Origin of the sequence: Pararhizobium sp. A13, from assembly GCF_040126305.1 — a bacterium.
Classification (GTDB): domain Bacteria; phylum Pseudomonadota; class Alphaproteobacteria; order Rhizobiales; family Rhizobiaceae; genus Pararhizobium.
Genome location: NZ_CP149511.1, coordinates 16,727 through 40,182, shown reverse-complemented (window position 1 = coordinate 40,182; position 23,456 = coordinate 16,727). Strand labels below are relative to the sequence as shown.

The following is a 23,456-nucleotide window of genomic DNA, read 5'->3' as shown; positions in this document are numbered from 1 at the left end:
GGCGGACCGTCAACCTGCTAATATGCCACCTCTTGTGGGGGCAAGGACGATGACGACTGTGCCCAGATGGAAGGTTCGATCAAGTCGATCCGCCCAGCAGTCGGCCGCTCTCTGCTGCCTTCTTGTCCTGACGTTCTTCGCCTCAGCGGCGTTCCCGGCGGAGATCGACAGGGTACCCCGCGTGCTTGTCCTCTACCCGTATGATGAAAGGGTGGCCGCAACGACCGCTGCCGGGGAGGCCGTGAGAACCCGCCTGCTGACCGCTACGGCTGGCAGGATCGACATCTTCTCGGAGTTCCTCGATCTTTCCAGATTTCCCGAAAAAACCCACCTCGAACGCATGGCGCAGTATCTTTCCGAGAAGTATGCCGATCATCGCCCCGACGTGGTGATCGCGCTCGGCGAGGAGTCACTGGGCTTCGTGCTTTCTAACCGCGCGCGCATGGTGCCGGCGGCTCGGATAGTCTTCGCAGGTTTCAGCGTGTCGACGGTGGAAGGGATGGGCCTGCCAGACGACGTGGTCGGGGTCTTCACCGAGTTCCGGATCGCAAGAACGCTGGAGATGGCACGGGGGCTGCAGCCGGATGCGCGCCATCTCGTGATCATCGGAGGGTCGGCGGATTTCGACCGTTCGTGGCTCGCAACGGCCCGTGCCGACCTCGCCGAGATCGCCAAGGACTACGAGACCACATACCTGGAAGACCTGTCGATCGATGAGTTCACCGAACGCGCGGCCAACCTTCCCCCCGACAGCATCGTGCTCGCTCTGACCATCTTCAAGGACAGCACTGGCCGCAACTTCATCCCGCGCGAAGCGATCCGGCAGATAGCGCGAATCTCAAGCGCTCCGATCTATGGGCCGTACGCCACGTATATCGACCACGGCGTTGTCGGAGGCAACGTCGTGACCTTCGAGTCTCTGGGAGCGGCGGTCGCCGACCTTGCCGTCAATGCCATCCGGGGCAAGCCGATCAAGAGCGTCTACGCTCAGCAGTCGTTCGTCGTCGATGCGAGGGAACTGAAGCGATGGGGCCTGTCGCCGGACAGACTTCCTCCCGGAACCGAGCAGAAGTACCAGGAGAAGACCCTGTGGGAGGAGCACTCGCTGACGGTAGTGACTGTGATCGCTGTCATCGCGGCACAGGGCGCGGTGATAGCGGGTCTCCTTGTCGAGCGCCGACGCCGGCGCGCCGCCGAAATGGAATCAGGGGTCCGCCTCCTCGAACTGGTGCATCTCAATCAATCCGCCACGGCGGGAGCCCTGTCAGCCTCGATCGCGCATGAACTCAACCAGCCGCTCGGCGCTATCCGCAGCAACGCGGAAGCTGCCGAGCTCCTGCTGCGCGGCGAGGTGCCGGACCTTGACCTCATACGGCAGATCGCCGCGGACGTTCTCTACGACGTGCAACGCGCTGGAGACATCATCCAGCGATTGAGAAGTCTTCTCAAAAAACGCGTCGAGATCGACTGGCAGGAATTTGACCTCAACGACGCGATCAGGAGTTCTGTCCAAATTCTCGGCTCCGAGGCCGAGCGGCGAAACATCGCGGTGAGCGTGAAGGGCGGAGAGGGCGCGCTGCTGGTCCGGGCCGACAAGGTGCATATCCAGCAGGTCATCCTCAATCTGGCGACGAACGCCATGGACGCCATGCTCGAAGTGGCGGCGAGCGACCGAAGACTGGTGTTTCAGACGCGGCTCACCAGGGACGCGAAAGTCGAGCTGTCGATTTCGGATACGGGGCGCGGGATTCCGAGTGAAAAGCTCGTGGGTGTCTTCGAGGTGTTCTACACCACCAAGCCGGCCGGAACCGGGCTCGGCCTTCCCATCGCCCGGATGATAGTGGAAACATACGCAGGCAGGATCTGGGCAGACAACCGCCCGGAAGGAGGGGCCGTCTTAAGCTTCGTCCTGCCTCTGGCGCGGAGTGTGTAGCCATGGAACCTGTCGTACACGTCGTGGATGACGACCATTCGTTTCGAACCGCGGTCGGACGACTGATCGCAACCTGCGGTTTTCGGGTCGCCCTCTATGAATCCGGGGAGATGTTTCTCTCCCAACCACCCGCGCCCGGACCCGGCTGCATCCTGCTTGATCTGCAAATGCCGGGCCTGCGTGGCGTGGAACTGCAGAACCGGCTTGCCGAGACAGCACCGCTGCTCCCCGTAATATACCTGTCCGGGCAAGGGGATATCCACGCGACGGTTCTGGCGATCAAGGCAGGTGCCGAGGACTTTCTCGAGAAGCCTGCCTCGGCGGAGGCTTTGAAGGAAGCAATCGAAAGGGCGCTGCTGCAATACGAGAAAAGGCGCCTCGACGACGCTCGCGCCCGCGGGTTCGAAGATCTGGTCGCAAGTCTGACACCGCGCGAATCCGAGGTGTTCGGCCTGATGGTTCGCGGACAGCGCAACAAGCAGATCGCCTACGCGATCAGCACCTCCGAGAGAACCGTCAAGGCACATCGGCATTGCGTCATGGAAAAATTGAAGGCTCACTCGCTCGCCGAGGCCGTCTCGATTGCGGAACGGATCGGCCTGCTTGGCCCCCACTAGCGCCTTCCGGCGCGATCGGCGCTCCCTTCACCTTTGGACAGTATACCGCAACCTTGCCCGGCCCTATGATTCGACGATCAGACCCGTGATGTTGGCCGAAGCGAGGACACGTTGCAACTCGTACCGAAAACAGTGGCCGTCGTCGAAGACGATCAAAGCATGCGCCGGAGCGTGCAGCGGCTGCTCGACGCCCACGGGTTTGTCACGAGCGGTTTCCCTTCGGCCGAGGCGTACCTGAGCGACAAAGCGGCGGCCACGTTCTCGTGTCTCGTGCTCGACGTCGATCTCGGCGGGATGTCGGGGACGGAGTTGCAGCAGGTCCTGACGGAATCCGGCTCCACGATCCCCGTCATCTTCATCACCGCTCTCGAGGATGACTCCATCGAGGAGGAGGCCGTACGAGGAGGCTGCATCGCCTATCTTCACAAACCGTTCCCCGGTTCCGTCCTCGTGAAGGCGATAAACGACGCGCTGGCTTGATCCAGGGCGGAAGCCCGCATCAGTTTTCACTGCCCTTGGTGGAGGTCAAACGATCGCATAATGTCTCGAACGGAGCTCGTTAGGCGCTTGCACCGTCGCTGAGAATTTCCATGTACGCGCGATAGACGAACACCCGGCCACGCCGTCGACCCGTGGCCTCCTCGACGATCCCGAGTCTTTTCAAATGGTCCAGAGCCGCGTTAACAGTCGGCATGGTAAGGCCGCTTCGTTTCACTGCTGAGGTAGCAGTCAGGTAAGGGCTCGTGCGCATGACTTCATGAATCTGAAGGACCGAGCCCGTGCGTTCCGATTCTCCTACGATCCGTTCCCGGTCGCCGTCGAACAGTCGCGCAATTTGGTTGGCGGTCTCAAATGCTTGATTCGCTGTTTCGGCGACACCCTCGAGGAAAAACTCAAGCCACGCTTCCCAGGTGCCGTGTTCTCGGACTTCCTGCAACAGCCTATAATAATCGGCCCGATGCGATTTGAAATAAAGGGAGCCGGTGTTGCTTGCTGAGGAATGACTGCCAGCGATCGTGACCCGCATGAGCGGAGACTTCTGGCTTCGGGCAGAGCCTAATTTTAGAGCGCGGCCGCCGAGTGGAGGCAACACCCGCTTGGTTCACAGACCACCACATTAGGATTGGGCAGGGGCACGCTACGCCGAGCAGTACCCCTGAATGACTAAAGGCGCAGTCGGTGACGACCACGCCTAGCCAAATTCCGTTTAGACTCTCCAAGTGCCATGGTAGGGCCATGGGCTCGCAACACCATTGTGCCACCACTCAGCGAGTAGCTATCTTATAGGGAAAAGAGACTCGCATTGCAAGGGGGACCAGGTGTCCAGCATCACCAAGCGGCATGTGCCGACATCACAGCTACTGGGTGAATACCTGACATTCGTCCCCACCCCGCAGCAGGTGGATCACTTCAAGGCGGACATGCGCACCCTCAACCCGACTCTTTTACGCGACAGTATCCGCGAAGGGGTTCAGGTCCAGGCCCTGCAGCAGATACCTATACCTGAGCAGAGGCTGGTGATCCATAGGATCTATACCCGCAAGGTTAAGGAATTTTCGTCGATCTACCCCTTCGTGTTCGCGGTGGAAAACGCCTTGCGCTCGGTGCTCGCCGACTACCTGGAGGAACGCTTCGGTCGGATGGAATGGTGGACGCTAATCCGCAATGCCCGGCAGAACGGGCAGACCTATACTGCCTTTCCCAACATCCTCGGTACGCCCGTCAATCCAGCCTTCGTGAAAGCTGTCTGGCGTGTCTTCGACAATATGGTCAATCAGCAGCATATCAACAATGTCACCGGCAACAACAAGACCGACGAGTTCTATTATTGCCTTACCCTGGGTGACCTCTGGACGATTATGCAGGCGGATTGGCTTCTGATCCGCGACATGTTCGCCACGGACGCTGTTCTCGGCTTCACGTTCACGAAAACCCTGTTCAACGACACGATGCGGGTCATCAAGGAGACACGCAACGAGCTGTTTCACAGCAATCCGATTAAGGACCGCAAGAAGATCGTCGAGGCCTGCGAACGGATCCTGAACGGACTGCAATTCCACCTCGGCGACTATGACCATGAACTTGGGGCCGCGCAATATGTGCGCGTGCCGGCGACCGTCGCAAGGGCGCGGCGCCACGTCATCCCGGCGCGCTGACGGACGAGATGCGGACCCGCCTTGGCCGGGTCCGCAGCCCGGCTCACCTCTGCGGGTGGTTCCTGATGATGGCAAAAATCTAGTCACACGACGCAAAGGGAATGATAAGCGTTTGGATACAATAGCGTCGGTTCATATCCTTTCAGATCGCCGATTTTGGCTTTCTCTTGAAACAGATGGGCAGACGCTCCGCGTGGGATTGGATGGGCCTACACGGCAATCCAATGAGTGAGCCTTAGCAAAATCCGTTCAGTTTGAGGATCTTATGCGCCTCGATTGAGGCGCGTAGCTCGTCTTCGGAGGTACGGCTACCTTGGTTGACGTCGGGATGGTGCATTTTGAGCCGTTCCTTATAGCGGCTCCTGATTTCCTCCGGTGTCGCCTCCGGCGAAAGACCGAGTGTCTCGAAAGCCTTGGCTTCGAGCACCTTGAGTTTTCGTCTTTGGAGACTGCTCTTTTGTGCCTGGTGGTGCGCGGCGGTTCTGCGGGCATTTAATGTCTTCGCAGAACCGGAGCGGACAGTGGACGGGATCGGGATTTCGGTCGCTTGGTTGACACGGGTTCCAAAGGTCGGACGACTGCCGGTCGCCGCTTCCCTTTGGTAGCGGGCGATGTCCGCGTTCGATGGAGCCGCCGTGAAGCTGTATCCCTTGTTGTATTCTTTCACATGCTCAAGACAGAACAACAGATACAGGCCTTCCGCACCCGGCCCAACAGGAGCGCGATGCGCGCTAATCTTTTCGCAACCATCCCATTGGCATTTCGGACCTGCGGGTTCGCTGGCGGGAGCGGACCTTTTGCGGGCAGATCTAAGCCCAACAAATATTTTCGAATCAAGCGTCATGGCGCCTATATGGACGCAGCGCGTCATCACGGCAAGAATTTGCGGACGAGGCTGAAAGGGCTTCTACGAGTTGGCGTCGGGCGGCGAGGCTCAATATCAATAACCAGGCACCCTTCCTCAAGGGATTATGTCCCCGAACGGCTATCGGGCCTTTGCACCACGTTGGAGCGGGTCCGTTAGATCCCCGACCCGTCGAACTGCTGGGCGTCCTCGCCTTCCCAGGGTGAGGGCATGGATGCGCGGCTGCGATTGGCGGAAGGCATCGGCATCCAGCACTTCAGCTCGGGCTCGGCATATTCAATGACGCAACCGGGGGAGGAATCAGAGGCGCGCCAGCCTTCTGCGCCGAACTTATCGCCATTCGACCAGTAGGCGAGGTCAACTTCCGCCGGCCCCTGTTCAGACGGGCGGACCGTGACGAGGATCCGACTACCATCTTTCGGCGCGCTTGCCATGTGGCGCCACCTGTCTGGCTCGTCCATCGTTTTCTCTCCTGCCTTGCTGCAGGTAGAGTGTCGCCTCGCCATCGAAAGCGGTCAACCCAAACTTTGCACAAGCCATCCTCTCACCACGACCGGCCTTGCCCAAGCAAGGGCTGAAGGCAGGATCGGAGGGCGCTGCAGGAAACTCGATCCGAAAAAATGCCGGGAAATCGCCGAAAGCGTCTTGTCGGGCCGCAAAAGCGGCGCCGAAATGGCAAGACTTTACGACGTCAGCGAACCGACTGTCTCACGTATCGTCGCCGAACATGCCGACTAGCCATGACCTCAAGGGTCTAATGAAATTCCTTGCCCGCAATGAATGGCGCGAGTGCTTCGAGGACGTGTTTGAGGATCATTTCGGACCGGTCCTTGATACAGGAGACATGGAATTCGAGGACATCGCGGAAATTCTCGGCGACGACTGGGCCATGACGCTGTGGAGCTGCGCCTTCGAGGACTTCGAGGTCGAGGGCGGCAACATCATCGATGAATATCTCAAGCGTCGCGGCTGGAAGGAAGACGCTCAATCGAAGGCCTATATGAAGGCGCTCCGGATCTCTATCATGAGCCTGTATGAGGTCAGCGAGGTCGTTCCAGGGAAGTCGCTCATGGCGCGCGATCTTGTTCGCGGTGGCGAGCCGATCGCCGTCAGTGAAGGAACGGCAACGAAAACGCTCAAGCAGTGGGACAGGGTCGCTTCCCGGATTGTGCCCGTCATGGGCAAAAACGTCTTTGCCGGCCGCCTCTTGCCGTTCACATCACAAGCCACCGACGCGCTGTTCGATGGCTTGCGCCAGATGTTCGGCAAAAGGAATGCGAAGAAGCTGCCGGTCATCAGGGATGAAGACCTGCAGGCGGCAGCATCCATGTTCACCCTTTCATGGCTGTTCGACACGCTTGAGCGGACAATGGACATGCCCCCGCTCCAGAATGCCGACGGGGATGATCTCGTGTTCCACGATGTCAGGTTTCCGCTGGCTTCAGGGGCAACGCAGAAGGACATTGCCGCTCGGGTGAACACCATTCCGTCCTATGTGGGTGCAACAGGTCGAGGAGGTGCATTTCGGTTTGTCGCATTTGCTCCATACGGCACGTAACGTTGAATGTAATGCAAGGATGCATTACATTCGTGTCGTTGAAAGGAAACTGCTATGACAACACTAACGGTAACGACACGCGGTCAGGTGACATTTCGCAAAGATATACTCCAGCATCTGGGTATCCGACCCGGTGAAAAAATCGAGCTGAATCTGCTGCCGGATGGCAAAGCGGAACTGGTGGCTGTTCGATCGAAAGGCTCGTTTCGGGATCTCCATGGTTTCCTGAAGGGAAAGACGAATGGCAGGGTTCTCAGTGTTGAGGAGATAAACGACGCCATTGCTGACGCGGGCGCGATGGCTGGGACCAACAAAGCATGAAGGTGACCGCAGATACCAATGTGTTGCTACGAGCCTTTGTTGCCGACGATGCCAAGCAGGCGAGGGCCGCAGTCGATCTTCTGGCCAACTCGGAAATCGTTGCGGTGAGCCTGCAATCTTTATGTGAATTTGTCTGGGTCTTGACCCGCCAGTACCAGACTGCACGGGAAGATGTTTCAGCAGCGATCCGTGCCTTGCTTAACACTGAGAATGTAGTGGTCAATCGACCCGCCGTCGACGCGGGCCTGACGGTTCTGGAAGCCGGTGGTGATTTCGCCGATGGAATTATTGCCTATGACGGCAGCTGGCTTGGTGGCGAGACTTTCGTTTCGTTCGACAAGAAGGCAATAAAGCTCCTCTCCGCTTTAGGGCAGTCCAGCCGTCTTCTATCCTGAAAGGCCCGGAGGCGAGGGCGAATACTTATTGGGGAACCGTCAATTCAACCGTACAGTTTCTGACGAACATCCCGGGATTCATGAATTTATCTTGTCTCAGATTACGGCCTCGCTTCGAGCTATAGCGAGTGCTTCGACCATTACAGCAACTCTCTGAAGACATCGTAGTCAAGTGCTCGTAGAGCGGCGTTGATCCGCTCCTGAAACAGCTCCTCCTGGGTTCCGGTCCTTTCTTCGAGGCTCGAACCAATCAATGCCGAGATAAACATGCTGACCGTCGGACGAGGAAACGGTATGCGATCCGAACACGGCCGAGAACGGAGCGGCGTGCTAGCCCCGACCATGCGAGCGAGTGCCAGCGTGAAGGTCTCTTCCCTGAAGCGCCAGATCGCCATCTGCTGTAGTTGGCGTTGGGTGATGTCGGGGCAGGCAAGCGCCATCTTGGAGAAGCCGAGATTGGTGGCTTCGGCGATCAGCGCCGCATAGAAGACCCGCAGACCGGAAGGCGGCCGTCCCGTCTGATGGTGCTCGAACAGGGAACTGAAGTTGGTCATCCGGTCGATATCGGCGACGACATTGGCTGGCTCCGCCAAAAGAGCAAATCCTCGGCCGGGAGCGGACCTCGTATGTGCTTGAACGGCAATCAGCGTTCGGGCAATCCTGCTTGCCGCAAACCCTCGGCCATCTGACCTTCCCACTGCGGTATGTTTTGAAACCAGGGCAGCGCTCGATACCACTCGATTGTAAAGCCTGGCTCGGCCGCCAATAGCTTCTGCGCGGCCCATCGGGCGGTCTCCAAGTCTCCGCTCATCGCCGACCAGGCGGCGAGGTGGCGATAGGACCAAGTCACGTCAGGATAGCTGTTGATGACCTCCTGGGCTATCGCGATGGCCTGTGAAAGAGAACCTTCCATGGCCAAGGAAAAGGCCATCCCCAATCTCATGTTGAATGCAAGCGGATCTCTTGGGCTCAGGGTCATCCCACGCTGGAAGCGTTCCGTTGCGCGATTGGCTTCGTCCTTGTAGATCGCGATCCAGCCCAGGCGCGCCCATGCCCAGGCATTGTTTGGATCAAGTGCAAGCGCCTTTTCGATAAAGGTGGCGGCGCGCTCCTGGTCGCCGCAGATGCTCATTGCCGCGCCGGCGGCAGTCAGCGCGGTTGGATCATCGCTGATCGAGCCTGCAGCTTCAACCGCTGCGCGCGCCTTTTCCAGCTCACGTTCCGGTTGTTCGGTCCATAGGTAGGAGGCGTTTGAGGCGTGGCACCACGCCAAAAGTGCATGCGCGCGGCCATAGCCCGGATCGACGGCGATCGCTTGCCGAAGCAGTTCGATCGCCTGGTTGTTGGTATCCTTGCGGCGGCCCCAAAGGTTTGGGTAGGCGCGCATAACGAGATCATAGGCCCGCAGACTGGTCGGCGGCCTGCGTTTGGCCAGCTCGATCTCGGCATCGCGGATGGCCGGATGAATGGCGCCTGCCACCTGCGCCGCGATCCGATCCTGGAACTCGAAAATATCTTCGATTGCGCCCTCGTAGCGATCGGACCAGAACTGGGTCCTTGTCTCCGCATCGACCAGTTGCACGGAAATGCGCAGTCGGTCGCCGCCCCGGCGAACGGTGCCTTCGACCACATAATTGACGCCGAGTTCCCTGCCGACTTCACGCACGTCGACGAAGCGTCCCTTGTAGGTGAATGCGGACTGTCGCGCGATTACAAAGAAATTCCGAACGCGCGAGAGCGCGGCGGTGATCTCCTCTACAACGCCGTCCACGAAGTATTCGTCGCCCTGACCGCTGAGGTTGTCGAAGGGCATGACGACGATCGACGGCTGGTCCTTGCCACGGCGGGCCGCAAGTGATGGCGCGGACGCGATGCCGCCTTCGACAGGCGTCTCTTGCTGCCAATCGACCCGAAAGACGAAAATTGGCCGGGGGATGTTCTTCAAGGTCCGCTCGCCGAGGCCGGTCAGCGCGAACGGCACCTTGCCGTCGAGATGCTCGCGCACCGATGCGGAAATGCAGATGCCTGACGGAGCGGCGATCTCCTGCACGCGTGCCGCGATATTGACGCCGTCGCCGAGCAGATCGTGTCCCGACACAATGACGTCACCCAGATTGACACCGATGCGGAATTCCAAGCGGCGATCGGGTGGGAGGTCTTCTGAGAGACTGAAAAGACGGCGCTGGATTTCTACTGAGCACCGGACGGCCTGAACAGCGCTTGGGAACTCGGCGACAAGGCCGTCACCTGCGCTACCAAAGATACGGCCGCCATGCTTGGGAACTCGGCGACAAGGCCGTCACCTGCGCTACCAAAGATACGGCCGCCATGCTCGCTAACCAATTCGGTAATCCGACCGCGGCATAGATCGAGTGCGCGAACCGTACCCTCCTCGTCCAGCGCCGCAAGGCGGCTGAAGCCGGCAACATCGGCTGAAAGGATGGCTGCAAGCTTTCGATCCACAGCGGTGACCGCTCCTGCGGCGCACGATATCGTTGGGCTTAATATGCGCGCATTTTCCCACATTCACAGATGTTTGTCGCCAGCGAGATCGGAGGAAAGACCGCTTTTGGGCATGGTCACGTCTGGTCGCCCCCATGGGGCGCAGCAACAAGTCTGGACTGGACCCGCTCGAGGGCTCGTCGAGTGCTCTGGCGAGCACCAGGGCCCCTTGAACGGCAACTACTGTCTCCTCGGCAAGCGTAAGTGCATCACGTTCGGGGCATCCCGCCCTCTCGAGAGCAGAGGCGAGCGCACTGCGCCATTCGGTGAAGTAGTCCCGGACCTGATCGCTGAACCGGTTGCGGACGTTGTCCAGTGCGAACCAGCGTTTCTGTTCTCCGATTAACGCTGGGCGCCACGTATGGCGCTATGACGCTACGGCGTTGCCCTACCTCCACGTTTCATGTTTCCGCATTACGCGTGCAAAACCGTTGCACAGATCTACACGTCATGCTGTAGGTTGCATTGATCAACCGCATGCAGAAACCAGATGGCTGTTACCGACAAGTTGCGACAGAACCTCGCCGACAGCCGCTTCGGAGCGCGGCTGCTCGTGCTGATCGTGCTGCTGATGATTGCCGGTCTTCCGCTCGCAGTATGGCTCGATATCAACAGCCTCTCGCGTGATGCCCTGCAGCGGCAGGCGCAGGACATGAGTTCACTGATTACCAGTATCCGTTCCTATTATGCGACGAACGTGGTGGGCCGGGTATTGGCCGCCCATGCGGACGGACAGGCGACCGAGACGGTCATCTCGCACAATTACGCGACCATCCCCGGCGCGATTCCGTTGCCAGCGACGCTCTCACTGGAACTTGGCAGCGTCATCAAGGAGCAACAAGCCAACATCTCCTATCGCTTCATCTCCGACCTGCCGTTCAAGAACCGCACCGCGCATCCGATGGATGCCTTCGAGACCTCGGCGCTCGCCACGCTGCGGGCGGATTCGAAGCAGACCGTGACGAACATTGCGCGCGAAGGTTTCAACAACATTTACCGCCTGGTCACGCCGGTCGTCATGGGGCCGGCTTGCGTGGCCTGCCACAACAGCCATCCGGAAAGCCCGAAAACGGACTGGAAGGTTGGCGACGTACGCGGCATCCAGGAGGTGACGATTACCCAGCCCTTCGCCCGTAACGCATTTGCCTTCAAATATCTGCTGCTCTATTTTTTCTTCGTCGCGATCGTGGGCATGACCTTCATCGTTTTGCAGCGACGGCACGCGCGCGTCATCAAAAACTTCAACCGGGAGCTGGAAGCGGCCAATGAGTTCCTGGCCAGCATCTCGCTCAAGATTTCGCGCTATCTCTCGCCGCAGATCTACAAGAGCATCTTCAGTGGGCAGAAGGACGTGGTGGTTCACACCGAGCGGAAGCGACTGACGATCTTCTTTTCTGACATCAAGGATTTCACGGCGACCACGGAGCGGCTTCAGCCGGAAGCGCTGACGGAGATGCTGAACGAATATCTGACGGAGATGTCGAACATAGCGCTGGGCCATGGCGGCACGATCGACAAGTTCATTGGCGACGCGATCCTCGTCTTCTTCGGTGATCCCGAGACAAAGGGAGCGACCGAAGACGCCAAGGCCTGCATTCGCATGGCGATGGACATGCAGCAGCGACTGGGTGAACTGAAGGCAAAGTGGCGCAGCGACGGCACGGAGGAACCCTTCGTGGTACGCATGGGGATCAATACCGGCTATTGCAATGTTGGAAACTTCGGCAGCAACGACCGGATGGACTACACGATCATCGGCGCCGAGGCGAACCTCGCCGCACGGCTGCAGAGCATCGCCGAAGGCGGCAAGATCGTCATCAGCTACGAAACCTATGCGCTGGTGCAGGATATCGTCGATGCGCATGCGCTTCCGCCGATTACAATGAAGGGCATCCAACGCGAGATTGTGCCCTATATGATAGACGGCCTGCTGGCCGGTGCCGACAAAAAGGCCCGAATCCTGAGCGAGCACCTGGTCGGGCTTGACCTTCATCTCGACATCGGCCAGCTCGACCCTGAGGAGAAATTACGTGTCCGAAAGGCGCTGGCGGACGCCATGGCCGCGCTCGACGGCGCTCCATGACGGCGTCGCCTTAATTCTTCGAAAGGCGCAGCGAGAAACCATGATTGCCGAAGCGGAGAAGATGCCGCCAAGAAGGAGCCGGAAATGGCACCAGAGGACAAACGGGTTCCCTTGTTCGTGTCCATCTATCAGCTGGAGCAAGTCATGCGCCGCTCCACGGGTGACGACCTTTTGGCCACCTTCCATGCGGCGGCGCTGACGGCCGATTTACCGATTGGAGCATTCGCGAGGTGCGCGACCGTGCCGTAGGGGAAAAGCGGGATGTAAAAAAGTATCCGTTTGATCCTGGCGAACTTCTGCCATGGTGGGAGGAAACAGAGGAACGTGGGCTTGCGCGCAGGGGTATTCGGAAGAGGAAAGCAGAGCCCTCACCAGAGGATGGCGACCCAGCAGGGAACAAACGATGAACTGAGCGCGCGACCTGACTGCTGTCGGCTTACTTAGGAGCGGTGATGGCACGGGTAAATCTGGAGCGTCGGGCGTCGATCGGCGAGGCAAAGCGTGCCCGCACCCGCGCCGCGATCCTTGAGGCCGCGCGCGCCTGCTATGCCGCCCCGGGCAGAGCCTCCGTGACGGTGGAGGCGGTGATCCAGACCGCAGGGCTGGCGAAGGGGACCTTTTACCTGCATTTTCGGGACCTTCCGGCTCTGGAGGCTGAGCTGGGCGACGCGCTTATCGCGGAGTTGAGCGAGCGTTTGGAGCCCGCCCGTCTGGCCGTCGACAATCCGCTGACCCGCATGGCCACGGCCGTGATCACATTGCTTCGCTCCCTGGCGGCGGCGCCAGCGCAGGCACGTCTCGCCGCCCGCGCAGCCGTTATGCTACCGGACGTCGCCCAGGCGGTGCAGGCCCGCCTGAGGGGGGACCTGGCCGATGCCCAATCGGCCGGCCTGCTGGCGGTCGGGTCGGTCGACCTCGCCGCCCGCATCGTCGTCGCGCTTGTCGAGCAGGCTTCATGGCTTTTCAGCGTGAGCAGGATCGACGCGACGGCACGCAACGCCGACGCCTTTGCGCAACAGATATCCGCACGCGGCGCCTCGGATTCGTACGGGCCGAGATTCCCTCGGCCGACGGGTACGCCAGCCCAGCCTGCACCCCTCGCGCATGGTCACGACTAGCCATTTGCTAACCGGGATTATCAGGCATTGCAAAGGCTGCTGCCGGTCGCCCTGCGAGAACGGCTGTTGTAGGCTGGTTTCCTAGTCGAGCCAGAGGTTACGTCGCCAAAACGTCGTTCCGTTCGGCAGGCGGTGGAAGGCCTGTCCACGCTCCTGGGTGTACAGTGGGAATTCTCTTCGCCAAACCGTCGAGACATGCCTTGGAAAACAGCCCGAGCGCGACCCGCGGCGCTCGCCGGCAAGATAAGAACGCCCCGAGCGGTTGATGATCGAAGCACCCATCTTAAGACACGCAACAAGGGCGGCCCGAGCCCCAAGCATCTTGACCTCGCCGACGGGCTGGACCGGCCGCGGCTTTCACATCGACACTGTAAACTCAACTTAAGTCGATTCTAGCGGATATGGCCTGGCTGCTGTCCTGTACGCTGCGAACGGTGGGTGCCAGTCGGCATTAGCTGCGAACACGACACCCACCGCTAAGGCGAGGGCCAACGTCGAACGCCTGCGCAGCGACCCTGACCTCAATACGAGATCTGACCGTCAACGATCTGTCCGTTCGACGGGGAAAGCTCACGTTTCATCACTTCGCGAGCCTCGCCGCTAATGACCGAGACCGGGGCTGCGACGGTCGCGCGCGCGGCCGAACCGGCGAAATTGGCCGCGGCTACCCCGATTTGATCCGCAAGACTTGCCTCGCTCCCGGCAAGCGATTGTCCAGCAAGGCGCCGGCCGAGCAGCCGTACGATGTCAGGACTATCTGCGAAGGTATTGTGGCCAAGCGGATCTTTCGACGCGATAGTGCTGGTGTCGATGACCGAGACACCAAGTTCGTCCAGAACAGCCACGTAAGGCCTGAGATCGGACCCACCGACGCGGTCAACCCCACCCGAAAGCCAACGCGAGGCCTCCAGGGCCTTGTCTCGCGTCGATGTGAGGATGGTGAAGTGCGGCCGCTTTGGGCCCATCTCGACGAACTGACGACGGACTACGTCGATGTCGATATCCGGCGACGCAAGAACGACATTCTTAACCTTGGCGGGTATCGATTTTTCCCGCATCGCGACACCGCGCAGAGCCTCTGCGGCGAGCCATGCCCCCATCGAATGAGCGAGAATCGTCACGTCGTCAACATCGGGGCTTCTGGCGGCCTGTAGAATTAGGTCCTCCAAGGCTCGCCGCGAGTAGTTGGCGCTTTCCTTGTCATAAAGGTAGTCAAAAACGCGGGCTCTCGAAGGCCAGGTGAAGAGAACCGGTGTTGCATCGGTGCCCGAGTCATGAACAATCTGGGCAAAACGAAAGACGGCATCGGCATAGGTGTTGTTGAAGCCGTGCACAAAGATTACTACCTGACGCTTCGCGTTTCTATTTTTCCGAAACCACTTGAAAACTTGGCTTTCGGATCTGGTTTTGGCGATCTCAAGCACCGCGAAATCCTTCTCGGGGTTCGGCGGCATGCGGGAAGGCCACTGCACTTCCCCAAGCTTGCGGTTTCGATCGGGCGGGATCGACACGATGACGTTGTTGAGCGAGATCGCCGTTCCGCGTTCGCCCGAATAGAGTTGGCCGGGGTTCTCCGAAGGCTTGCGTGTTGTCGCGACCAAAATGTCGACGCGGCTCGCATCGCTGGCCGATACGACCAGAGGGTGAAGGACGTTTTCCACCCGCGTCGCACAGCTGCTCACAACAATAGATAGAATAACCAGCATGGGGAGTGCCCGGTTTCCCGCGGAGATCGGCCGCGTGCGGCCAATCTGTTGCATGATGCGAATGCTTCGCAGGGCGTTCAAGGTCATGGAGTCCCCCATGTCAATGCTGCTGCTCGACTTCACGCGGTATCCGGAACCAGGCGACATAAAGCGCCGGCAGGAACAGAAGCGTCAGCGCCGTCCCCACGACGATGCCTCCCATCATCGCATAGGCCATCGGACCCCAGAATATTTCGTGGGAGATCGGAATCAGCGCCAGAGTGGCGGCCGCCGCCGTCAGCATGATCGGCCGCATGCGGTGTTCGGTCGCCTCCACGACGGCATTCCATGCCGACTTCCCCGCTGCCCGCAATTCTTCGATTTCCACGATCAGGATGACGGAGTTGCGGATGAGGATGCCGACGAGCGCGAGCACGCCCAGGAGTGCGACGAAACCGAGCGGGGCATTGCTGGCGAGCAGAGCCACCACGACACCGATCAGCGCCAGCGGGGCAACAGAGAAGACAAGGAACAGCCTATGGAAGCTCTGAAGCTGAACCATGAGAAGCGTCGCCATCATCAAGAGCATGGCCGGCAACACCTGCGCGATCGGACCCTGCGACTTGGCGCTTTCCTCGACCGCGCCGCCGACTTTGACGGAATACCCGGCCGGCAGTGTCTTCTCGAAAGCCGCAACCTTGTCGGAGAGCGCCTTCACGATGGTCGCCGGCTGCGTCGCATCGGCGATCCCGGCCTTGATCGTGATGGTCGGGACCCGGTCCCGCCGCCAGATCGTCGGTTGTTCGAGTTCATACCGGAACGCTGCAATCGATGACAGCGGGACGGACTGACCGCTGCTGCTCTGCAGTTGCAGGTCGAGCAGCGTGTCGATCGACTCGCGCTCCTTTTCTGCAGCACGGCCGATGACATCGACCAGATAGATGTCGTCCCGAACCTGCGTTACGGCGTTCCCTTGAACGACGGTGTTCAGCGCCATGGCGATGTCCTGGGACGAGACGCCGAGTTGACGCGCCTTGTCCTGCAGTACGTCGATCTTCACGACGCGTGCCGGTTCATTCCAGTCGAAGGCCAGGTTTGTCAGCGAAGGATGTGTTCCGACGACATTGCCCAGTTTCTGGGCCAGATTACGTACCGTCTGGAGGTCCTCGCCGGACACGCGGTACTGAACCGGCTTGCCGACAGGCGGGCCGATGTCCAGAAGCTTCACATAGGCGTCTGTTCCGGGAAACGTCTTCTGAAGATACGCTTGCGCTTCCTGCTTCAGCTTGTCGCGAACATCGAGCCCTTTGGTGACGATGATCGTCTGCCCGAAGGAAACATCGGCAGGCTGGACGTCGAAGGAAAGGATGAAGCGCGGCGCGCCTCTTCCGACGTAGGTCGACCAATTCTCCACCGCAGGGTTGCCAGCCAGCATTTCGCGCTCGAACTGGGCCATTTGACGGCTCGTTTCGGCAATAGAACTGTTCTGCGGCAGGTTCCAGTCAACGATCAGTTCCGGCCGGTCGGAGCTCGGAAAGAACTGCTGTTGCACCGTCGACAGGGCGGCGAGCGATCCCGCGAAGAGGACGACCGTGGCAATGATCGTCATCCAGCGCCAGCGCAGGCAGAATTGCAGCAGTTCAGAAAACGCCTTCGCGAACCGGCCCTTGTGTTCGCCATGCTTCTTCATCGTCTTGGGCAGCAAGGTGACGCCGATGAGGGGCGTGAACAGGACTGCAACGATCCAAGAGACGATAAGTGAAACGGCAATGACGACGAAGAGGGTGAAGGTGAATTCGCCGGCGCTGCTCTTGTTAAATGCGACCGGTATGAAGCCCGCGACGGTGACGAGCGTGCCCGTCAGCATCGGGAAGGCCGTGGATGTGTAGACGTGAGTGGCGGCCTTCCTGAGACTGTCACCCAGTTCCAGTCGTGCCACCATCATCTCGACTGCGATCATCGCGTCGTCAACGAGAAGACCGAGCGCGATGATGAGCGCGCCGAGCGAGATTCGCTGTAGCGAGATGTCGGCATAGAGCATCACCACAAAGGTGATGGCGAGGACAAGCGGGATCGCGATCGCCACGACCAGGCCTGCCCTGAACCCGAGACTGATGAAACTAATCGCGAGCACGATGGCGACCGCCTCGAACAGGGCCTTTGTGAACCCGCCAACCGCCTCGTCAACCACTTTCGGCTGGTCGGAGACCTGTTCGACCGAGACGCCGACGGGAAGATCCTGGGTGATTTTGGTCATTGTTTTTTCGAGCGCTTCGCCGAAGGCGAGCAGGTTGCCGCCCGTCTTCATGCCAATCGCGAGCCCGATCGCCGGCTTTCCGTTGAAGCGGAAGAGCGAAGTGGGCGGGTCGACATAGCCGCGGGTGATGTTGGCGACGTCCGTCAGCGGGAAGAAGCGATCGTCTACCCTAAGGTTGATCTCGCGCAGGGTGTCTTCGGAGATGAAGCGTCCGCCGACGCGTAGGGCGATGCGTTCCGCTCCCGCCTGGATGAAACCCGACTGGGTGACGGCGTTCTGCGCCTGCAGCGTGGCGATGATGTCGGCGCGGTCGATGCCGAGGGCCGCGATCTTGCGGGTGGAGAACTCGAGGTAGATCACCTCGTTCTGTGCACCGACGATGTCGACCTTGCCGACGTCCGGGATCTTGAGAATCTGCGTTCGCGCATCCTCAGCGAAATCGTGCAACTCCCTGTGACTAAGCCCGTCTCCTGCAAAGGCAAAGATATTGCCGTAGACATCTCCGAACTGGTCATCGAAGAACGGACCGACCACACCTTGGGGGAATTCGTGCGTTATATCGTCAATCAGGTTGCGTACCCGCGACCAGGTGGGCTTTACATCCTGCGCGTCCGTACCCGGCAGCAGATCGACGAAGACGATCGCCTGGCCGGCCGTCGTGATGCTTCGGGTATGTTCCAGGTTGTCGAGTTCCTGCAGCTTCTTTTCGATGCGGTCGGTGACCTGCTGCGTCACTTCCTGGGCCGAGGCACCGGGCCACTGAGCCTGAATCACCATCGTCTTGATCGTGAAGGATGGATCTTCTTCGCGGCCAAGGCCCAGATAGGCATAGGCGCCCGCCACAGCGAAGATGATCATGAAATACCAGACAAGCGAGCGATGCTCGAGCGCCCAGTCCGAGAGATTGAATTTACTCATGGGCGCAGCTCCTGTGCGATTTTCACCTTCTGTCCATCGGCAAGTTCATTGACCCCGGCGATGACGACCTCTTCGCCCTCCCGCAGGCCGGACAGTATCCGGACAGAGCGGGCATCGGCCGCTGGGGTGCCGAGCTGGACCGGTCTCAGCGTGACGGTACCTGTCGACCGATTCACGACCCAGACGTGGTCAGCGCCACCCCTGTCACAAATGGCGGCGATCGGTAGCGCGATTTCTCGTTTCTTTCGGTCAAGCATAGGCGTCGCGGTCACCACTGCACCGAGGCGGAACACCTCCGGCGCCTGCTCGACTGCGATCTTCAGCCTGTGGGTCCGGGTATTGCGATCCGCTTGCGGCCCGATCTCGCGCACGACGCCAAAGGTCTGCACAGTGCGATCGAGTTGGAGGGCGATGTTGAACCGGTCGTCCAGGCGCACGGATCGAAATTGAGCCTCGGGAACATCGACGACCACATCACGCTGTTCAGGGCGTGCCAGTCTCAGGACCGGTTGGCCCGCCGATACTGTCTGCCCCATTTCTGCGAACGTGGCGGTGACGACCCCATCGAATTCCGCCCTCAAGTCCGCGTAGCCAAGCTGCTCACGCGCCTTGGCAAGACTAGCCGTTGCCTTTGCAACATTGGCTTTGGCCGATTTCAGTTGTTGTTCGGCCAGATCCCGATCGGCAACACTGCCGGCGCTCATGCGCGCCAGAGTTCGCTTGCGCTTTTCTGTCATGGCAGCGTTCTCGAACTGCGCCTGGGCATCGCGCAGATCGGCTTCTGCGCTCCTGACCGCGAGCTTCAGACTCAGGGGATCGATCTCGGCAATGACATCGCCTTTCAGTACGAGATCGCCGACATCGACCTTGCGTGATACGATTCGTCCGAGTGTGCGGAAGGCCAGGTCGGTCTCGATGCGGGCTCGTACGATCCCGGGCAAGCTCCCGGCCTCCTCCTGCTCGGCCGTTGCTGCGACGGATTTGACGGGACGGGGGCTCACCTCCTCCGCTGCGAGCGAGCTTTGCTCGCAGCTGACAAGGAGTGAGATCGACAGAAAAAGCGGAAGGGAAGTATACCAGCGGTTGAAGCTCATCTCACTTGCCCTCCCAGGTCACTGCCTGGCCTTCCTTGAGAAACTTCCCGCCTTCCGTGACGACAAGATCATTGGGGGCAATGCCGTTGGTCACGACGAAATCGTTTTTGCGGTAACGGGCAACCGTAACCTCGCGGAGGGATACGGAGCGGTTTTCACTGTTGACCAGCCACACGGCGGGTTCCCCCTTGGCGGAGGCGATCGCGCTATAGGACAGCACGATGCCCTTGCGCGGAGGCGAGCGGAGTTTGCCCACCACCGGCGTGCCGAGCGGCCATTGCGCGTCCTGCGGAAACTCGACCTTGATCCGGATTGTACCGGCTTTCGTGTCTATCACCGGGGAGACCTCCCGGATGTCGCCCTGTACTTGGAGCGCACGATCCCCGACCGGCGCCACCTCGACGTCGGCTAGCGGGGGGCCGCCGAGAAAGAAGGCCTCGAACACGTCGAACACCGCATCTCTGGGACCGTCGTGGGCAAGCGTGAAGGCGGACTGGGCGGCCGAGACCACCTGTCCGACTTCGATCGTGCGCGCCGTTATGACGCCGTCCGCATCGGCCTTCAACTCAGTGTAGGACAGCGCATCCTCCGCTGTCGCCAGCGCGGCCTCGTCAGCTTCAAGAGAGGCTTGGGCACTCGTCAGCTCCTTGCGAGCTTCATCGAAAACCTGTTGCGCAATAGCTTGCGATTGCACCAGGGCCCTGGATCGCTCGAAAGACAGCATCTTCTGTTTGACGATTGCTCGCGCCGACTCCAATGCCGCTCGGGCGACGCTCACGTCGGCTTGTTGTTCGGTATCGTTGAGCCGCGCGAGGACCTCGCCGGCGCGAACGTGCGAGCCGACATCAGCCCATCTTTGAATGACTCTGCCACTGATGCGAAAGGAAAGTTCGGTCTGGATCCGCGCCTTCACCTCGCCCGTGATTTCCGCGCCCGGCTGATACTGAGCCGCCGATGCTGCAACGACGCGGACCTGCTGCTGCGGCGGCGCTACTTCAGCTTTGTCGTCGCAGGCAGCCAGAAGTGCGCAGGCGAGACCAATTCCCAGCAATCGAAAGGACTGCATTTTTTTGCTCCGGTAGGGTTTGCGACCATCCTGGAGCGGGCGTCCGTCGCCGCGGTCTCCAATCTGATGCTACTGCGGGCCATCGCCCCATGTTGACAACGTCCACTTAAGGCTTGGAGTGGGCAATGTCAACATCACCAGCGTAAGAAAGTTGACGGGGGCAACATAGAAGCCCATTGAGGACAAGACCGAACCACTTTCTTGCTTCCTTCCATCCCCGACGGGACGGCTGGTGTCAGGTCGATCTTTTTCACATCGGCGGGAGGTTCAAAGGTGAATTCGGAGTCGGACAAAGGGGGGCTGGGTCTTCCAGCTCGTGAATTCGGCGACGAAGCTTGGTTGGCCCTGCAGCAACGGGTAGGTGACGACCAGACGATGCGATGTGGTCGCACCATTCTTCTCGACCACAATTGCCATGCAGTTTACCTCTGTTGTTGATCCGCTGCCTTTCGTTCCAGACCGGCCGCCGCACATGTTGACAACGACCACGTTGGGGTTAGAGTTGACAATGTCAACATCCCTCGACGGAATGTTGACATAAGCAACTTAACAATCTAAATGGACGGCATGACCCAGGATATTTCCACCAGAGACCAGCGCCCCTACCACCATGGCGACCTGCACAGGGCGATCGTAAAGGCCGCACTTGACGTTCTCAGCGAGGCTCAAAGCACGGAGTTTTCGCTTCGCGAGCTCGCACGTCGGGCGGGCGTCAGTCACAACGCCCCGTACAAGCACTTCGCCGACAAGCGCGAATTGCTGGCCGCCGTCTCGGCGGTTGGGTTTGAGCTGCTGGCGAAGCGCATGGCCGAGGCGACCAAGGAACTCGACAGTCCTCGCCAGAGGCTTGCAGCTATGGCGCGCGCATATGTCTGCGGCGGCGTCAACAATCCGGCGCTCTACAGATTGATGTTCGGCGGCTACCTCGCCGGTCAGGATGAAGGTCGTCCGGTGATCGAAAGAACCGCGGCTCACAACATGAAAGCCCTCATAGTGGACGCGATTTCCGACGGCGCTCTCGGGCGGCCAATTGCAGATACCGAGGTCAATACCCGCACGATCGATGGGGCGATTCTCGTTTTTTGGTCCCAAATGCACGGTTTAACGTTGCTGCTGGCAGACCGCCTCGTCGGCCCCGGCGACAAGATGGAGGAGCTGACCGAGAACGTCCTGCAAGGAATGCTCGACGGATTGGTGAACAGCATCCCCGCGGTGCCAGAAGGCGTCTGGGTGGGTCCTCCGCTAGCGGGGTAGAAGTACCGATTGATGAGTCCGCCGATGGACGGCAACTGTTCCTGTCGCGGTGGCGCTTACTGCGTTGGGCCGCGGGGAGGGCGGTACTGCATCACAGACAGCGGCGGAAAGAGCTATTTGAGGAAGTGAGAAGATTGGGTAATGCAGCCCTATCCGACTATCAATGTTTCCCCGTAGCCGCGGCGCGCCCTCCTCCGTGACCCGGTGACTGTGCGCCAGATTGAGGGACCGTATAGGTCTGCTCCCTGGCGCTTTTGATCTTACGCCGCCACGCGGCGGGCTGCCTTATCGGCGGCCTTTCGATCATCACCGTATTCGTCAAGAATCTTCTGCGCGTCCTCGAGTTCGATGCGGTGTTTTTTGGCGAATACCTTCACGTCGTTCGGTTTCGCAGGCGCATGCGCCTGGTGTTTGTCGGTCATCGTAATCTCCAATGGAATTATCCGGCGCTCATAAACGCCATCAGGGCGCGCGGCCGTCATGTTGAGCATATGGGGATTGGATGACGTGCTTTCCAGTGACCGCTAAATCATCCATGGCAGACAACCATCCTCCAGGCTGACCTGCGGATGCTATATTGGAGCCGAGGATAGGGTCTTTCTGAGTTGGATCGGCCCCTGGCACGAATTACTGCAACCCTTGTCTGCTGGCCAATTCGGCACGTATCTCGCCGACGACGGAATCGATGAATGCCGAAACCGCCGATGGCAGGTGAGCCCGGTTGGGGTAGACGACGCTCATGCCGAGATTGCGACGCATGTATTGGGGCAACACCGGCACCAGTCGGCCGGCCGCGAAATCGGCCGTCCCCAGTATCGGTGTTAACGCGATGCCGAGGCCTGCAATAGCGGCCTTTCGGATTGCTTGCGCGGTATTCGCCATCACACGGCCGGTGACGGTCACCTCCTCCTCGGCGCCATCGGGATCTTGAAGGCGCCAGATCGCATAGTCCCGGGCCTGTGGCACAAACAGACAGTCATCACGGGTCAGATCCTGCAATGTGGCTGGTGTCCCGCGCGCGGCGAGGTAGGAGGGGCTGGCGACAAGTCCGATCGAGCGGGTTTGGATCTTGCGCACGACATAGTTCGGACCACGCGTTGCGTTCCCTCGGAAGGCGACATCGATGCCCTCGTCGATAAGATCGACCGTGGCATCGCTTAACACGAACTCGATACGCACTTGTGGGTGCGAGGCCAGGAATTCGGCCACCCATTCCATCTTGTAGAAGTCGAAGAAGTCGGCGGGCATCGCCACACGTATCAGCCCCCTGGGTACCCGCGCGCCAGCAATCAGATCCTCTCCCGCTTGTTGCAGTCCGTCCACGGCCGCGGCGCTGTTAGCGTAGAGCCACCGGTTCACCCTTGGCGAGCCGGACGATCATTTCTGGCGTCGCATCCCGACCGTTCAAAACGACATCCGCCCTGACTGTTCCGGAAAAGATCAAGCAGACGCCCACAACACTGCTTAAAAGACTATATTTTTGCATGTGGTTTCCCCTGTTGGTTGAGTGCCCGGGCACTATTGGGGGCGCGAAGAATCATCGCAAATGATGAGTTTTAACGTCAGCGTGAAGGAAATTCATGCCAACGGCCTCACCCGCGGACCAAAGGACGGATCGATTCCAGCCGCTGACC

20 protein-coding genes and 5 pseudogenes are annotated in these 23,456 nt (G+C 59.9%); 12 read left to right on the top strand and 13 right to left on the bottom strand.

The window, feature by feature from the left end; all coding sequences use genetic code 11:
• The first annotated feature begins 49 nt into the window (after window positions 1–49).
• The 3 genes from WI754_RS21680 to WI754_RS21670 all read left to right on the top strand — a co-directional run bounded on the left by WI754_RS21680 (window position 50) and on the right by WI754_RS21670 (window position 3,030).
• Window positions 50–1,933, top strand: a complete 1,884-nt coding sequence (locus WI754_RS21680; RefSeq protein ID WP_341487396.1) for a sensor histidine kinase — start codon at window positions 50–52, stop codon at window positions 1,931–1,933.
• A gap of 2 nt (window positions 1,934–1,935) precedes the next feature.
• On the top strand, window positions 1,936–2,550 hold the full coding sequence (locus WI754_RS21675) for a response regulator (RefSeq protein ID WP_341487395.1): 615 nt from the start codon (window positions 1,936–1,938) through the stop codon (window positions 2,548–2,550).
• Window positions 2,551–2,661: 111 nt separating this feature from the next.
• Window positions 2,662–3,030, top strand: a complete 369-nt coding sequence (locus WI754_RS21670) for a response regulator (RefSeq protein ID WP_341487394.1) — start codon at window positions 2,662–2,664, stop codon at window positions 3,028–3,030.
• Window positions 3,031–3,109: 79 nt separating this feature from the next.
• On the opposite strand, the pseudogene WI754_RS21665 reads toward WI754_RS21670, so the two are convergent.
• A pseudogene (locus WI754_RS21665) lies at window positions 3,110–3,529 on the bottom strand (Fic family protein); the annotation flags it as partial.
• Between the two features lie 340 nt (window positions 3,530–3,869).
• Between WI754_RS21665 and WI754_RS21660 the strand changes: the two are divergent.
• Window positions 3,870–4,706 carry a hypothetical protein gene (locus WI754_RS21660; RefSeq protein WP_341487393.1) on the top strand — a complete coding sequence of 279 codons (837 nt, stop codon included), beginning with the start codon at window positions 3,870–3,872 and terminating at the stop codon, window positions 4,704–4,706.
• Between the two features lie 235 nt (window positions 4,707–4,941).
• Here the strand turns inward: WI754_RS21660 and WI754_RS21655 are convergent, their stop codons facing one another.
• Together WI754_RS21655 and WI754_RS21650 are read right to left on the bottom strand one after the other, a co-directional pair.
• Window positions 4,942–5,550 carry a J domain-containing protein gene (locus tag WI754_RS21655; RefSeq protein ID WP_341487392.1) on the bottom strand — a complete coding sequence of 203 codons (609 nt, stop codon included), beginning with the start codon at window positions 5,548–5,550 and terminating at the stop codon, window positions 4,942–4,944.
• A gap of 176 nt (window positions 5,551–5,726) precedes the next feature.
• Window positions 5,727–6,032, bottom strand: a complete 306-nt coding sequence (locus tag WI754_RS21650) for a hypothetical protein (protein ID WP_341487391.1) — start codon at window positions 6,030–6,032, stop codon at window positions 5,727–5,729.
• 85 nt (window positions 6,033–6,117) lie between these two features.
• Between WI754_RS21650 and WI754_RS21645 the strand changes: the two are divergent.
• The 4 genes and pseudogenes from WI754_RS21645 to WI754_RS21630 all read left to right on the top strand — a co-directional run.
• A pseudogene (locus tag WI754_RS21645) lies at window positions 6,118–6,309 on the top strand (recombinase family protein); the annotation flags it as partial.
• Window positions 6,299–7,129, top strand: a complete 831-nt coding sequence (locus WI754_RS21640) for a hypothetical protein (protein WP_349438033.1) — start codon at window positions 6,299–6,301, stop codon at window positions 7,127–7,129. The pseudogene WI754_RS21645 and the gene WI754_RS21640, both read left to right, overlap by 11 nt.
• Window positions 7,130–7,183: 54 nt before the next feature.
• On the top strand, window positions 7,184–7,450 hold the full coding sequence (locus WI754_RS21635; RefSeq protein WP_341487389.1) for a transcriptional regulator: 267 nt from the start codon (window positions 7,184–7,186) through the stop codon (window positions 7,448–7,450).
• Window positions 7,447–7,845, top strand: a complete 399-nt coding sequence (locus tag WI754_RS21630; protein ID WP_341487388.1) for a type II toxin-antitoxin system VapC family toxin — start codon at window positions 7,447–7,449, stop codon at window positions 7,843–7,845. Before WI754_RS21635 ends, WI754_RS21630 begins: the two co-directional genes overlap by 4 nt.
• 255 nt (window positions 7,846–8,100) lie before the next feature.
• On the opposite strand, the pseudogene WI754_RS21625 reads toward WI754_RS21630, so the two are convergent.
• From WI754_RS21625 to WI754_RS21615, 3 pseudogenes are all read right to left on the bottom strand, one after another.
• Window positions 8,101–8,423: pseudogene (locus WI754_RS21625) on the bottom strand (Tn3 family transposase); the annotation flags it as partial.
• 65 nt (window positions 8,424–8,488) lie between these two features.
• A pseudogene (locus tag WI754_RS21620) lies at window positions 8,489–10,308 on the bottom strand (tetratricopeptide repeat protein).
• A 175-nt stretch (window positions 10,309–10,483) separates the two neighbouring features.
• A pseudogene (locus tag WI754_RS21615) lies at window positions 10,484–10,669 on the bottom strand (TetR/AcrR family transcriptional regulator); the annotation flags it as partial.
• A gap of 168 nt (window positions 10,670–10,837) precedes the next feature.
• Here WI754_RS21615 and WI754_RS21610 point away from each other — a divergent pair.
• From WI754_RS21610 to WI754_RS21600, 3 genes are all read left to right on the top strand, one after another.
• A complete protein-coding gene (locus WI754_RS21610; RefSeq protein WP_341487387.1) occupies window positions 10,838–12,430 on the top strand; it encodes an adenylate/guanylate cyclase domain-containing protein in 1,593 nt (530 codons plus the stop codon).
• 84 nt (window positions 12,431–12,514) lie between these two features.
• A complete protein-coding gene (locus WI754_RS21605) occupies window positions 12,515–12,679 on the top strand; it encodes a hypothetical protein (protein WP_341487386.1) in 165 nt (54 codons plus the stop codon).
• A 203-nt stretch (window positions 12,680–12,882) separates the two neighbouring features.
• The gene (locus tag WI754_RS21600; RefSeq protein WP_341487385.1) at window positions 12,883–13,548 is read left to right on the top strand and encodes a TetR/AcrR family transcriptional regulator; all 666 of its coding nucleotides are present in this window, start codon (window positions 12,883–12,885) and stop codon (window positions 13,546–13,548) included.
• A 521-nt stretch (window positions 13,549–14,069) separates the two neighbouring features.
• Here WI754_RS21600 and WI754_RS21595 read toward each other — a convergent pair.
• The 5 genes from WI754_RS21595 to WI754_RS21575 all read right to left on the bottom strand — a co-directional run bounded on the left by WI754_RS21595 (window position 14,070) and on the right by WI754_RS21575 (window position 20,985).
• Window positions 14,070–15,308 (bottom strand): alpha/beta hydrolase, encoded by a 1,239-nt coding sequence (locus WI754_RS21595; RefSeq protein WP_341488040.1) that lies wholly within the window; start codon window positions 15,306–15,308, stop codon window positions 14,070–14,072.
• Between the two features lie 46 nt (window positions 15,309–15,354).
• Window positions 15,355–18,408 (bottom strand): efflux RND transporter permease subunit, encoded by a 3,054-nt coding sequence (locus WI754_RS21590; protein WP_341487384.1) that lies wholly within the window; start codon window positions 18,406–18,408, stop codon window positions 15,355–15,357.
• Window positions 18,405–19,502 carry an efflux RND transporter periplasmic adaptor subunit gene (locus WI754_RS21585; protein WP_341487383.1) on the bottom strand — a complete coding sequence of 366 codons (1,098 nt, stop codon included), beginning with the start codon at window positions 19,500–19,502 and terminating at the stop codon, window positions 18,405–18,407. The genes WI754_RS21590 and WI754_RS21585 overlap by 4 nt, the downstream gene beginning before the upstream one ends.
• A gap of 1 nt (window position 19,503) precedes the next feature.
• Window positions 19,504–20,568 (bottom strand): efflux RND transporter periplasmic adaptor subunit, encoded by a 1,065-nt coding sequence (locus tag WI754_RS21580; protein WP_341487382.1) that lies wholly within the window; start codon window positions 20,566–20,568, stop codon window positions 19,504–19,506.
• A gap of 267 nt (window positions 20,569–20,835) precedes the next feature.
• Window positions 20,836–20,985 (bottom strand): DUF2092 domain-containing protein, encoded by a 150-nt coding sequence (locus tag WI754_RS21575; protein WP_341487381.1) that lies wholly within the window; start codon window positions 20,983–20,985, stop codon window positions 20,836–20,838.
• A 150-nt stretch (window positions 20,986–21,135) separates the two neighbouring features.
• Between WI754_RS21575 and WI754_RS21570 the strand changes: the two genes are divergently transcribed.
• Window positions 21,136–21,822, top strand: coding sequence for a TetR/AcrR family transcriptional regulator (locus tag WI754_RS21570; protein WP_341488039.1), 687 nt, complete (start codon window positions 21,136–21,138; stop codon window positions 21,820–21,822).
• 260 nt (window positions 21,823–22,082) lie between these two features.
• On the opposite strand, the gene WI754_RS21565 is transcribed toward WI754_RS21570, so the two are convergent.
• Together WI754_RS21565 and WI754_RS21560 are read right to left on the bottom strand one after the other, a co-directional pair.
• Entirely contained in the window at window positions 22,083–22,244 is a 162-nt protein-coding gene (locus WI754_RS21565) for a hypothetical protein (RefSeq protein ID WP_341487380.1), read from the bottom strand.
• A gap of 205 nt (window positions 22,245–22,449) precedes the next feature.
• A complete protein-coding gene (locus WI754_RS21560; protein WP_349438070.1) occupies window positions 22,450–23,070 on the bottom strand; it encodes a substrate binding domain-containing protein in 621 nt (206 codons plus the stop codon).
• Between the last annotated feature and the right edge of the window lie 386 nt (window positions 23,071–23,456).

What these genes read in the sequence shown, in the direction of transcription:
- WI754_RS21680 (WP_341487396.1), top strand. Translation starts at nt 50, where the DNA reads ATGACGACTGTGCCCAGATGGAAGGTTCGATCAAGTCGATCCGCCCAG.
- WI754_RS21675 (WP_341487395.1), top strand. Translation starts at nt 1,936, where the DNA reads ATGGAACCTGTCGTACACGTCGTGGATGACGACCATTCGTTTCGAACC.
- WI754_RS21655 (WP_341487392.1), bottom strand. Translation starts at nt 5,550, where the DNA reads ATGACGCTTGATTCGAAAATATTTGTTGGGCTTAGATCTGCCCGCAAA.
- WI754_RS21650 (WP_341487391.1), bottom strand. Translation starts at nt 6,032, where the DNA reads ATGGACGAGCCAGACAGGTGGCGCCACATGGCAAGCGCGCCGAAAGAT.
- WI754_RS21640 (WP_349438033.1), top strand. Translation starts at nt 6,299, where the DNA reads ATGCCGACTAGCCATGACCTCAAGGGTCTAATGAAATTCCTTGCCCGC.
- WI754_RS21635 (WP_341487389.1), top strand. Translation starts at nt 7,184, where the DNA reads ATGACAACACTAACGGTAACGACACGCGGTCAGGTGACATTTCGCAAA.
- WI754_RS21630 (WP_341487388.1), top strand. Translation starts at nt 7,447, where the DNA reads ATGAAGGTGACCGCAGATACCAATGTGTTGCTACGAGCCTTTGTTGCC.
- WI754_RS21610 (WP_341487387.1), top strand. Translation starts at nt 10,838, where the DNA reads ATGGCTGTTACCGACAAGTTGCGACAGAACCTCGCCGACAGCCGCTTC.
- WI754_RS21605 (WP_341487386.1), top strand. Translation starts at nt 12,515, where the DNA reads ATGGCACCAGAGGACAAACGGGTTCCCTTGTTCGTGTCCATCTATCAG.
- WI754_RS21600 (WP_341487385.1), top strand. Translation starts at nt 12,883, where the DNA reads ATGGCACGGGTAAATCTGGAGCGTCGGGCGTCGATCGGCGAGGCAAAG.
- WI754_RS21595 (WP_341488040.1), bottom strand. Translation starts at nt 15,308, where the DNA reads ATGCAACAGATTGGCCGCACGCGGCCGATCTCCGCGGGAAACCGGGCA.
- WI754_RS21590 (WP_341487384.1), bottom strand. Translation starts at nt 18,408, where the DNA reads ATGAGTAAATTCAATCTCTCGGACTGGGCGCTCGAGCATCGCTCGCTT.
- WI754_RS21585 (WP_341487383.1), bottom strand. Translation starts at nt 19,502, where the DNA reads ATGAGCTTCAACCGCTGGTATACTTCCCTTCCGCTTTTTCTGTCGATC.
- WI754_RS21580 (WP_341487382.1), bottom strand. Translation starts at nt 20,568, where the DNA reads ATGCAGTCCTTTCGATTGCTGGGAATTGGTCTCGCCTGCGCACTTCTG.
- WI754_RS21575 (WP_341487381.1), bottom strand. Translation starts at nt 20,985, where the DNA reads ATGGCAATTGTGGTCGAGAAGAATGGTGCGACCACATCGCATCGTCTG.
- WI754_RS21570 (WP_341488039.1), top strand. Translation starts at nt 21,136, where the DNA reads ATGACCCAGGATATTTCCACCAGAGACCAGCGCCCCTACCACCATGGC.
- WI754_RS21565 (WP_341487380.1), bottom strand. Translation starts at nt 22,244, where the DNA reads ATGACCGACAAACACCAGGCGCATGCGCCTGCGAAACCGAACGACGTG.
- WI754_RS21560 (WP_349438070.1), bottom strand. Translation starts at nt 23,070, where the DNA reads ATGCCCGCCGACTTCTTCGACTTCTACAAGATGGAATGGGTGGCCGAA.